We start from the raw sequence: 11,852 nt of genomic DNA, 5'->3' as shown, positions 1-11,852 counted from the left end.
AACGAGTGAGTTGTGGAAGTTTAACTTCCGATTTGAATGTCTTCATTGCAGAAGACGATTCTCCATAGAAAGGAGGTGATCCAGCCGCACCTTCCGATACGGCTACCTTGTTACGACTTCACCCCAATCATCTACCCCACCTTCGGCGGCTGGCTCCCTTGCGGGTTACCCCACCGACTTCGGGTGTTGTAAACTCTCGTGGTGTGACGGGCGGTGTGTACAAGACCCGGGAACGTATTCACCGCGGCATGCTGATCCGCGATTACTAGCAATTCCGACTTCATGCAGGCGAGTTGCAGCCTGCAATCCGAACTGAGACCGGCTTTGATGGGATTGGCTTCACCTCGCGGCTTCGCTTCCCGTTGTACCGGCCATTGTAGTACGTGTGTAGCCCAGGTCATAAGGGGCATGATGATTTGACGTCATCCCCACCTTCCTCCGGTTTGTCACCGGCAGTCACTCTAGAGTGCCCAACATTACTTGCTGGCAACTAAAGTTAAGGGTTGCGCTCGTTGCGGGACTTAACCCAACATCTCACGACACGAGCTGACGACAACCATGCACCACCTGTCTCCTCTGTCCCGAAGGCCGCCACTATCTCTAGTGGATTCAGAGGGATGTCAAGACCTGGTAAGGTTCTTCGCGTTGCTTCGAATTAAACCACATACTCCACTGCTTGTGCGGGTCCCCGTCAATTCCTTTGAGTTTCAGTCTTGCGACCGTACTCCCCAGGCGGAGTGCTTACTGTGTTAACTTCGGCACCAAGGGTATCGAAACCCCTAACACCTAGCACTCATCGTTTACGGCGTGGACTACCAGGGTATCTAATCCTGTTTGCTCCCCACGCTTTCGCGCCTCAGCGTCAGTTACAGCCCAGAAAGTCGCCTTCGCCACTGGTGTTCCTCCACATATCTACGCATTTCACCGCTACACGTGGAATTCCACTTTCCTCTTCTGTACTCAAGTCACCCAGTTTCCAGTGCGACCTCAGGTTGAGCCCAAGGTTTAAACACCAGACTTAAATGACCGCCTGCGCGCGCTTTACGCCCAATAATTCCGGACAACGCTTGCCCCCTACGTATTACCGCGGCTGCTGGCACGTAGTTAGCCGGGGCTTTCTTCTCAGGTACCGTCACTCCGATAGCAGTTACTCTACCGGACGTTCTTCCCTGGCAACAGAGCTTTACGATCCGAAAACCTTCATCACTCACGCGGCGTTGCTCCGTCAGACTTTCGTCCATTGCGGAAGATTCCCTACTGCTGCCTCCCGTAGGAGTCTGGGCCGTGTCTCAGTCCCAGTGTGGCCGTTCACCCTCTCAGGTCGGCTACGCATCGTCGCCTTGGTGGGCCGTTACCCCACCAACTAGCTAATGCGCCGCAGGCCCATCCCTCAGTGACAGATTGCTCCGTCTTTCATTCTTTCTTCAGGAGAAAAAAGAAATTATCCGGTATTAGCTACCGTTTCCGGTAGTTATCCCAGTCTAAGGGGCAGGTTGCCTACGTGTTACTCACCCGTCCGCCGCTAAGTTATTTTGAAAGCAAGCTTTCAAAATAACTCCGCTCGACTTGCATGTATTAGGCACGCCGCCAGCGTTCGTCCTGAGCCAGGATCAAACTCTCCAATTAGTATTGAAAAGAGCGATATGCTCATTTTGAAACATCTGACGAGAAAATTAATTCTCTAATTTTGGATATCACTTTCGTGATTTCCTACTCACTCGTTGTTCAGTTTTCAAAGATCAAGTTCTCGTTGGCGCCGTTTAATGTCTCAGCAGCAACTCTTATACTATATCATGTTCGGCCGTTTAATGTCAAGCTCTTTTTTTAACTTCTTTTTCGAGCTCGGCATGTGTGTTTCTCGGCCAGAAATAGAATATATCATGTATAGAGATTCATTGCAACACTTTTTTTCGAACAAATTAGTATTAAGCTTTATATCCTCATAACGATACCAGAATCTTTACCTTCTGATCAACAGTAGCCAAGGAGAACCGCCGCTAGACAGCTCCCCTGTGCTCATTGTTGTATAAATACTATTCGTTTGTACGGTTACGCATATGCGGAAACAGCAGTACATCACGAATAGATGCAGAATTGGTAAGCAACATGATCAAACGGTCTACACCGATTCCCAGTCCACCTGTAGGAGGCATACCATATTCCAAAGCACGGATAAAGTCATCGTCCATTTCATGAGCTTCGTCATTACCTTGCTCTTTCTCCTGGATTTGTGCTTCAAAGCGTTGACGCTGGTCGATCGGATCATTCAATTCACTAAATGCATTCGCATGTTCACGACCCACAATAAACAATTCAAAACGATCGGTGAAGCGTGGATCCTCATCGTTTTTCTTCGCCAGTGGTGAGATTTCAACCGGATGTCCCATTACAAAGGTAGGCTGAATCAGAGTTTCCTCTACAAATTGCTCGAAGAAAGCATTAAGGATATGACCGAAAGACATGTGCTTCTCTACAGGTACACGGTGCTCTTTTGCCAGAGCCTGTGCTTCCTCATCTGTCATATGAACACTGAAATCAACACCGGTTACTTCTTTAACGGCATCAACCATAGTTACACGACGCCATCCTGGTGACAGATCTACCGGCTTGCCTTGATAGTCGACCTGTTGAGTTCCTAATACCTCTTGGGCAATATGAGCGATCATATTCTCCGTAAGGTTCATGATGTCCTTGTAATCAGCATAAGCTTCATACAGCTCAATCATAGTAAACTCAGGATTGTGACGCGTAGAAATTCCTTCATTACGGTATACACGACCGATTTCGTATACTTTTTCCAGTCCACCAACAATAAGACGTTTCAAATGAAGCTCAATAGCAATACGCATATAAAGCTGCATTTCAAGCGTGTTGTGGTAAGTAATGAACGGACGCGCTGCAGCTCCACCGGCAATCGCATGAAGTGTAGGTGTCTCAACTTCAAGATAGCCAAGTGAATCCAAATAACGACGCATAGATTGAATGATTCTTGAACGAGCAATAAAGGTCTGTTGAACTTCCGGATTAATAATCAAATCAACATAGCGCTGACGGTAACGCAGCTCTACATCTTTAAGACCATGATATTTCTCAGGAAGCGGCAACAAGGACTTGGACAAGACTTCGAGATTATGCACTTTGATGGAGGTCTCGCCTGTTTTGGTTTTGAATACTGTTCCGCGAACGCCGATGATGTCTCCTAGATCGAGAACATTGAACGCTGCGTATTGCGTTTCAGGAATGCTGTCTTGACGAACATAAAGCTGAATTCTTCCACTGAGATCTTGGATATGCGCAAAACTGGCTTTACCCATAACACGTTTTGCCATAATGCGACCCGCTATGCTGACTTCAACAGATAGCTCGTCCAATTCTTCTTTAGAAAGTCCATCATACTTCGATACTAGGTCGCCAGCGTTAGCTGTACGCTCATACTTTTTGCCGAAAGGATCGATACCAAGTCCTCTTAGCTCGTCCAATTTGGCACGGCGGATTTGCAAAAGCTCACTAAGTTCGTTCTCTGCATTCTCCACATTATTCATTTCCTCGGTCATGCTATTCATCCCCTTGCAGATATAAATCCCTTATATTTTGAAAAAAAGCTTCCCTAAGGAAGCTTTCCCAAACAATGTTCCCTTATCTGCCTGCATACAAGAAAACTACTTATACATTCGGCAGCACATCTATTTACAGACTATAAGATCTGTACACTACTTCATTCTGATATCGAGAATTTTATATTGAATAACGCCTGCAGGTGTATTAACGTCAACAATCGTGCCTATTTTCTTGCCGATGATGGCTTTGCCTACTGGACTTTCGTTGGAGATCTTATTATTCAGTGGATCGGACTCCGCTGTACCTACGATCGTGTATTCCATAGTGTCACCATATTCCAAATCTTCAACACTTACAGTAACACCGATACTTACCACATCAGTAACGATCTCGTCGCTATTAATGATGCGCGCGTTGCGAAGCATCTTCTCCAAGGTGATAACGCGTCCTTCGATAAAAGCCTGCTCATTCTTCGCGTCTTCATACTCCGAGTTCTCACTGATATCTCCGTAGCCAATCGCTACCTTAATCCGTTCAGCAACCTCGCGGCGTTTCACAGATTTGAGGAATTCCAGCTCATCTTCCAGACGCTTTAGCCCGTCCGGCGTAAGGATGACTTCTTTATCGCTCATCTCAACCGATTCTCCTGTCGTATACATTTATTGAAAACACCATACTATATGCTAATCTAGGAGGATAAGAACCCTCCCTGCTGCATTGCTCTTACTGTAACGGCGATTTTATACTGTGAAATTATATTGGAACCGCTACAAAATGTCAATGACACCACATATAAAGTGGGATGTGTTCAAAAAGCGTAAGGAAAACAACGTTTATACTGCGGAAGCAGACATTTCATTACCCTTATTCTCTTCTTCATGCTTTAGCTGAACGACAAAATCATTCAAAATCTTCACCATTCCATCACGTTCTGTCTCTAACATGAGCACATCCTTTACTCGTGCAGCAGACTTCAGGCCTTTTAAATACCAAGCCATATGCTTACGCATATCCCGAACGGCTACTGCTTCTCCCTTAAGTGCAACCAGCCGATCCATATGAAGAATGGCAACCTTAATCTTCTCATCCAATCCAGGTTCAGGCATCAGTTCCCCGGTGCTTAAATACTGAATCGTACGGTACAGCATCCATGGGTTACCTAGCGCACCACGCCCGATCATCACGCCATCACAACCGGTCTGATCAAGCATAGCCCGAGCATCTTCAGGTGTATTCACATCACCATTGCCGATAACCGGAATGGAGACCGCTTCTTTTGCCATCTTGATATAATTCCAATCTGCACGCCCCGTGTAGAGTTGCTCCCGTGTTCGTCCATGTACGCTGACAGCCTTGCCACCGGCACGTTCTACTGCACGCGCATTATCTTCGACAAAAATATGCTCGCTATCCCAGCCAATCCGCATTTTCACGGTTACGGGTTTATCGACAACATCGACAACCGCAGAGACCATTTCATAGATTTTGTCGGGATTCAAAAGCCAGCGGGCTCCTGCATCACATTTAGTTACTTTAGGCACTGGGCATCCCATATTGATATCGATAATATCAGCATTGGTTTCTTTATCAACCACTTTAGCTGCTTGCACCAGTGATTCTCTATCCCCGCCAAAAATCTGCAAACTAAGCGGTTTCTCCCGTTCATCCACGAACAACATTTCGCGAGTACGAGTATTTCCGTGAATAATAGCCTTGTCGCTCACCATTTCCGCACAGACTAAACCTGTTCCAAACTCTTTAGCGATTAGACGAAAGGCCGGATTGCACACCCCAGCCATAGGTGCCAGAACAACTTGATTTTTCATCTCAATGTCGCCAATCTTCAGCATTCGTATCACTTCCATTATTCCTATTTGAATTGCTTAAAAATTATGAGTCAGGGTTCACCAACTCTTCGGTTGTAACCCCTAGTACATTCGCAATTTTATCTAAAATTTGATCTTCCAAACGTCTATTGCCCCTCTCGACTGCGCCAAGCACAGCCAAGGAAATTCCAGTGAGATCCGCAAGTTCCTGTTGAGTATAGCCTTTTAGCTTGCGGAATGCCCTGACCCTCCGTCCCATACGCTTGTTGTCCACAACCGAATTCCTTCCTTCCCGTCTATGTCTTGAAGCGCTGCTGTAATCAACTTGCGGAGTCCGGAAGACTGTTCATTCTGTGGAACGATATCACTGAGCGGAAGCATTACAAATGCACGCTCAAACATACGCGGATGCGGTAACGTTAAATGCGGAGTATCAAGTGCCTGGCCCTCTACCCACAATAAATCTAGATCTACCGTTCTCGGTCCATAGCGAATATCCCGGATACGACCTAGCTGCGTTTCGATCCCCAGCATTACTTCCAGCAAGGTCTCTGGCGCAAGCGTCGTGCGCAAAGCTGCTGCCATATTAAGAAACTGCGGCTGATCTAAATAACCTACTGGCTCTGTCTCGTAGACTTTGGAGCAGCGAACTACCGATATTTCATCATGATTATTCAGTCTGTTCAAAGCCTCTGACAGCGTGCCTTCACGGTCGCCCAAATTAGCCCCTAAAGCAATATAAGCCTCTGATTCTTCAGAGGTGGAATGTATATTCATGGACTTTGTTCTCACTTTCTAGTTCTGCGCAGCTCCACAGTCACTCCCTGAAAATGAATGTCGAATGGCGGATGCGGTTTAGTTACCTTTACCGTTACTGCATTGATAACAGTATAAGTGTCCAGTACGGAGGATGCAATATATTCTGCCAGAGCCTCAATTAACTTAAAGGACTTTATTTCGACAATGTTTTTGACCAGTTCATGCACTTCAGCATAGTTTACGGTTTGGTTCAAATCATCGTTCTGGCCCGCTCCCTGTAGATCAAGTTCCAGCTCCAAATCAATATAAAAACGTTGGCCCAGCTTACGCTCTTCTTCAAAAACACCATGATATCCGTAATATTCCATTCGATGCAGTGTCATTTTATCCATCTTTAAACCCGCCCTTTTTATAAAATATCTTTATTCACGCACCAATGGAGGTGCAGCATACAACATCGCATCACACATCTTGACCGTTCGTTTTATTAGGGACACATCATGCACTCGTACGATCTGGCAGCCCTGAGCAATACCAAAGGCTACTGTAGCTGCGGTACCTTCCACAACATCATCAGCGGGCAAATCAAGTACGGTCCGGATGAATTTTTTGCGTGAAGTCGCCAGTAACAGTGGATAGCCAAACTCAGTCAACCCGTCCAAAAGCATCATCGCCTGCAAATTTTCATTAAAATCCTTCGCAAAGCCGATCCCTGGATCCAAGATGATATTGGCTGACTTCACTCCTGCGGCTAAAGCAAGATCAATACTTTCCTTAAGGTCTGCCGACATATCCGCACCTAGATTCGTATAATCACGGTCCTGCCGGTTATGCATCAAAATAATGGGACAGTCTGCAGCTGCTGCCACTACCGCCATTTCCGGATCAGCCTTACAGCCCCATATATCATTAATGATATGGGCACCAGCAGCAATAGCTTGGCGTGCCACTTCAGCTTTGTACGTATCTATAGATAACGGAATATGCGGTGCCGCTCGATGAATACTCTCGATGACAGGCAATACACGAGCTAATTCCTCTTCAAGCCCCACTGGCTTATGACCAGGACGGGTAGATTCTCCACCAATATCTATAATATCAGCACCGTCTGCAGCCATTTGTAGCGCATGTTCTACTGCTTTGTCCGGATCATCCCAAAGTCCTCCATCTGAAAAAGAATCCGGGGTTACATTCAGGATGCCCATAATCAGCGTTCGCTTTCCCAATTCCAAATCAGTATTTCCACAGCGGTATGTCCGCTTGAATATGGCTGGTCTCATTTCGGTATTCCCGTCCTTTCTCTATAGAATGAAATCAAATCCGAAGTCATTCTGCCGCAAAGGCCATCGCCTACGGTAAATTTTTTATCTTTTTCCCAAAGCGTTGTGACCGGGACAATTTCTTGTACGGAATTAGTAAGAAATACTTCGTCGGCTATTTTTAACTGCTCCCAATGATATGCGCCCTCTTCTACCCTAATTCTAGCACTACGAGCCAGCTCCATTACCATTTCCCGGGTAATTCCCGGTAGAATCCCAGTTGAGATATCTGGAGTGTGGAGAACATTGTTTTTTATAAAAAAGATGTTGCTGACAATGCCCTCTGCTATGACCTCTTGTGCAGTTAACATCAATCCTTCAGCACCATTCGCCGCAGAGGCATAGCCCCTAAGCTCACGCTTTGCTAAAATATTATTCATATAATGCAGAGACTTGAATCGCACTGCTCCCTCCGGAGTGTTACGCCGTAAGGACAACAGTTGCAGGTCTTTGCCTTCGCTATATATCTTTTCGGATACTTTCGGCAGCGCTTTGATGTACAGCAAATGATTGGGTTCGCAATAGTCGCCCGCAGGTAACCCGAGAATATCCTCACCAGCGGTCACGGTATAGCGTATATAAGCTTCTTTTAATTCATTTCTGTCCATAACACGCTGGATCCACTCCTGGAGCTGTTCAACATCCTGCGCAAATGGAATACCAAGCTCCTTGCACCCCTCTGCCATACGCTTCAAATGACGCTCCAGCAGAAAAGGCACTCCCCCATACGTCCGAAAGGTCTCGAACAATCCTATGCCGTATAAAAAACCGTGATCCAGGGCGGAAACCACGGCTTGTCTTGCATCTATGACACCATTGTTAAATCCTATATATTTCATGCCGTTTCTCCGGCTCTCCGTTTCAAGAAATTACGCAGCATCGTATGACCATGATCCGTAATAATCGATTCCGGATGGAATTGCACACCTTCGATAGGGTATTCTTTATGGCGCAGTGCCATAATCTCCCCTTCTTCGGTCTCCGCTGTAATCTCCAGACAATCCGGCAGACTCTCGCGCTCTACAATCAAAGAATGATATCTTGTTGCCGTAAAAGGAGACTCCAGACCTTCAAAAACCGACGTGCCCTTATGATGAATCGGGGATGTCTTTCCATGCATCAAACGCTCTGCACGAATAACATTTCCACCAAATGCTTGGCCTATCGCCTGATGCCCAAGGCATACGCCGAAGATTGGAATAATACCTTTGAAATGATGTAACAATTCCAAACTGATCCCCGCTTCATTAGGTGTACATGGTCCTGGAGAAATTAAAATATGATCGGGAGCCATTTTTTCAATCTCTTCAATGGTAATTTCATCGTTGCGGTGTACTTTAACCTCTTCCCCAAGTTCACCCAAATACTGTACGAGGTTATACGTAAAGGAATCATAATTATCGATGACCAAGATCACAGTGTTTCTCCCCCTTCGGCGCCGCTGGTAGTTTGGGATTCCTGCTGTAACTCACTACAGAGTACTGCCTTCACTACCGCTTTGGCTTTATTATGGCATTCACGGTATTCACGGTAGGGATCAGAGTCGATCACGATGCCCGCACCTGTCTGAATATATCCGACTCCATCCTTTACAGCCAGTGTTCTAATAATAATATTTAATTCCATATTTCCGTTATAGTCAATAAAGCCCATGGATCCTGTGTACGGCCCACGCCGAACCGGCTCCAGCTCTTCAATGATTTCCATTGTTCTTACTTTGGGTGCGCCTGTAATCGTTCCCCCTGGGAACAATGCTGCGATTACAGCATAAGCATCCTTATCCGGTGCGACCTGGCCCTCTACCTGCGAAACGAGATGCATCACATGAGAGTAGCGCTCCACCGTCATCAGCTCAGGCACGCTGACGGATCCATATGCAGCGACACGCCCGATGTCGTTGCGCTCCAGATCGACAAGCATAATATGCTCGGCGATCTCTTTTTCGCTCCCGCGAAGCTCCGCCTCCATGGCGGCATCCTCCGCGGGAGTCAGGCCTCGGCGCCGGGTGCCGGCGATTGGCCGTGCGCTCACTTTGTCCCCGTGCAGCTTGACGAGCAGTTCCGGTGAAGCGCTGGATAGCGCGAAGCCGGGCGACCGCAAGAGCCCCATGTACGGGGACGGATTGAGCTTGCGCAGCCATTCGTAAACATCCTCCGGCGAGGACTTCAGCTGCGCCTCCTGGCGCAGCGAGAGGTTCACTTGAAATACATCGCCTTGGCGGATGTATTCCTGAACGTCCAGCACGGCCTGCTGGAACTTCTCAGGTGAGAAGGCCGAGGTCATACCCGGCCACTCCCCTGAGGAATCTGTGAGGGCCTCAATGCTACCTTTGACCTCTTCGTTCAATCCCGAAGCAGTGGATATCAACTGCCACTGCTCTACCATTCGCCCAGCCTGTTCTATAGCACCGAGATAAAGGTTCTGCAAATCCTCCATCCCACATTCTGCTGGAACCGGGACGTGAACAGCACAATAAAGCACATGCTCTTCGTGATCATAAATCCATACCTCATCCATCCTCATAAAGAGATAACCAGGAAAACCGGGATCATCTTGTGCGAGAGACGGTAAACGCTCCAATGAGCGAACCACATCGTACCCTAGAAATCCAATACATCCACCTGTAAATGGAGGAATGCCCTGAACGTTTAGACTTGGCGAGGTGAAGCCTAACATCCATTGCTGTAGCAGCTCTAGCGGCTGACCTATCAGCGTTGTAGTCTCATGTGAACCCTCATCGGCTGTATGACCCAATGATTCGGGAGAAAGGCTAAACACCTCAGCGCCTTCTCCCTTGCCTTTTAATATTGATAAAGGATTTAAACCCAAGTACGTATAGCGGCCACCCTTGCCACTCTCCAACACTACGGAGTATTCGGAAGCTAGTTCCCAGGCCTTCTTCCAGGATGCGGGCAATTCCCCCGAGCACTTGGGTGATTTTATAATCAAGGGGAACATGCTCCAGTCTTCAGCTGCCCATTGTTCCCACTCATTCCATGTCGTTATGATTTCCAAAGCCATCCTCCTAAAAGTTTTGTCTAGCATAATCCTACAGTTTAATCTTCGGGACAAAACTTACTTCGTAAGCATTTGCTTAGTTTTATGAAGCAATTACATCATAGACATCACTTCGCAATAAAACTTACTTCGTAAGCATTTGCTTAGTTTTATCTAGCAATTACTTATTATTAATCATCAGTAGTATATTGCCTGTCAGTATACTGTACTTAAGGCATTATTGAAAAGCCCCCAGCTATAGGAAATTATTATGGCTTTTAAGTCTTCAGTAAAAACCATAGCATTTTTCAAAAATAATAAATTACCACGTCTAGGTAGTCATATATCCATAGAGCCTTTTGCCCATATAATCAACGAAAAGAGTCTCCATCACCACCAGAAAAGTGGTATGAAGACTCTTATAAATTACGTTATTGCAAACAATTACGCTTCGAAATTGTAAAGTGGTGTACTCAGGTAACGTTCACCATTACTTGGGATGATGACAACTACCTTCTTGCCAGGACCGAGGTCTTTAGCAACCTTAAGTGCTGCAAATACTGCTGCACCGGAAGAAATGCCAGACAAGACGCCTTCTTCTTTAGCTACACGGCGTGCAGTTTCGAATGCTTCATCGTTCTCAACATGGATGATCTCATCATAAATGTCCTGGTTCAGGATTTCAGGAATGAAGTTTGCTCCGATACCCTGAATTTTGTGAGGGCCTGGTTTGCCTCCTGCCAAGATTGGAGAAGCAGCAGGTTCCACAGCATAGATCTTCACGTCAGGATATTTGCTCTTCAGCACTTCACCTGCACCCGTGATCGTTCCACCTGTTCCGATACCTGCAATAAAAGCATCCAGTGGGCCTCCGATGGACTCAATAGCTTCAACGATTTCAGGTCCAGTGGTCTCACGGTGGATCTTCACGTTCGCTTTATTCTTGAATTGCTCCGATGGGAAATAGCTTGGGTTCTCTTTCAGAATTTCTTCCGCTTTCTTAACCGCACCATTCATGCCTTCCGATCCTGGAGTCAGAACCAATTCTGCTCCGTATGCACGAAGTAGATTACGGCGTTCCAAGCTCATGGTTTCCGGCATTACGATAACTGCCTTATAACCTTTAGCCGCAGCCACAAGTGCCAAGCCAATACCAGTGTTACCACTAGTTGCTTCTACAATTGTACCTCCAGGCTTCAGTAGACCTTCACGTTCAGCTTCTTCAACGATGCTGATTGCGATACGGTCTTTTACGCTTGATCCCGGATTCTGATATTCCAATTTCAAATAAATATCTGCGGAGCCTTCCTGTGCCAGACGATTCAAACGAACGAGCGGAGTACCTCCGATCAATTCTGTTACGTTGTTAACGACTTTAGCCATGAGCAAAAAC

Annotated in this window: 11 protein-coding genes and 1 rRNA gene; all 12 read right to left on the bottom strand. The window is 46.6% G+C overall.

What is annotated here, in order from left to right:
- Positions 1–68 precede the first annotated feature (68 nt).
- Positions 69–1,626 (bottom strand): 16S ribosomal RNA (locus H70737_RS00430).
- Positions 1,627–2,033: 407 nt separating this feature from the next.
- On the bottom strand, positions 2,034–3,554 hold the full coding sequence (lysS, locus tag H70737_RS00425; protein ID WP_179085871.1) for a lysine--tRNA ligase: 1,521 nt from the start codon (positions 3,552–3,554) through the stop codon (positions 2,034–2,036).
- Positions 3,555–3,710: 156 nt separating this feature from the next.
- A complete protein-coding gene (gene greA, locus H70737_RS00420; RefSeq protein ID WP_042183910.1) occupies positions 3,711–4,190 on the bottom strand; it encodes a transcription elongation factor GreA in 480 nt (159 codons plus the stop codon).
- A gap of 201 nt (positions 4,191–4,391) precedes the next feature.
- On the bottom strand, positions 4,392–5,408 hold the full coding sequence (dusB, locus tag H70737_RS00415; RefSeq protein WP_042183908.1) for a tRNA dihydrouridine synthase DusB: 1,017 nt from the start codon (positions 5,406–5,408) through the stop codon (positions 4,392–4,394).
- A 40-nt stretch (positions 5,409–5,448) separates the two neighbouring features.
- Complete coding sequence (locus tag H70737_RS30080; protein ID WP_234540301.1) at positions 5,449–5,643, bottom strand: helix-turn-helix domain-containing protein; 195 nt, start codon at positions 5,641–5,643, stop codon at positions 5,449–5,451.
- Complete coding sequence (folK, locus tag H70737_RS00410) at positions 5,610–6,161, bottom strand: 2-amino-4-hydroxy-6-hydroxymethyldihydropteridine diphosphokinase (protein ID WP_042183906.1); 552 nt, start codon at positions 6,159–6,161, stop codon at positions 5,610–5,612. Before folK ends, H70737_RS30080 begins: the two co-directional genes overlap by 34 nt.
- 11 nt (positions 6,162–6,172) lie before the next feature.
- Positions 6,173–6,535, bottom strand: coding sequence for a dihydroneopterin aldolase (gene folB, locus H70737_RS00405; RefSeq protein WP_042183904.1), 363 nt, complete (start codon positions 6,533–6,535; stop codon positions 6,173–6,175).
- A gap of 30 nt (positions 6,536–6,565) precedes the next feature.
- A complete protein-coding gene (folP, locus tag H70737_RS00400) occupies positions 6,566–7,423 on the bottom strand; it encodes a dihydropteroate synthase (protein ID WP_042183902.1) in 858 nt (285 codons plus the stop codon).
- Complete coding sequence (locus H70737_RS00395) at positions 7,420–8,301, bottom strand: aminotransferase class IV (RefSeq protein WP_042183900.1); 882 nt, start codon at positions 8,299–8,301, stop codon at positions 7,420–7,422. Before H70737_RS00395 ends, folP begins: the two co-directional genes overlap by 4 nt.
- Positions 8,298–8,879: an aminodeoxychorismate/anthranilate synthase component II gene (gene pabA / locus H70737_RS00390; RefSeq protein WP_042123170.1), complete on the bottom strand. Its 582-nt coding sequence runs from the start codon at positions 8,877–8,879 to the stop codon at positions 8,298–8,300. The genes H70737_RS00395 and pabA overlap by 4 nt, the downstream gene beginning before the upstream one ends.
- A complete protein-coding gene (locus H70737_RS00385) occupies positions 8,876–10,483 on the bottom strand; it encodes an anthranilate synthase component I family protein (protein ID WP_042183898.1) in 1,608 nt (535 codons plus the stop codon). Before H70737_RS00385 ends, pabA begins: the two co-directional genes overlap by 4 nt.
- A gap of 420 nt (positions 10,484–10,903) precedes the next feature.
- On the bottom strand, positions 10,904–11,842 hold the full coding sequence (cysK, locus tag H70737_RS00380) for a cysteine synthase A (protein WP_042123166.1): 939 nt from the start codon (positions 11,840–11,842) through the stop codon (positions 10,904–10,906).
- Positions 11,843–11,852 lie beyond the last annotated feature (10 nt).

The organism is Paenibacillus sp. FSL H7-0737 (assembly GCF_000758545.1).
Taxonomy (GTDB): domain Bacteria; phylum Bacillota; class Bacilli; order Paenibacillales; family Paenibacillaceae; genus Paenibacillus_AQ.
This window is presented reverse-complemented; position numbering and strand designations above follow the sequence as displayed.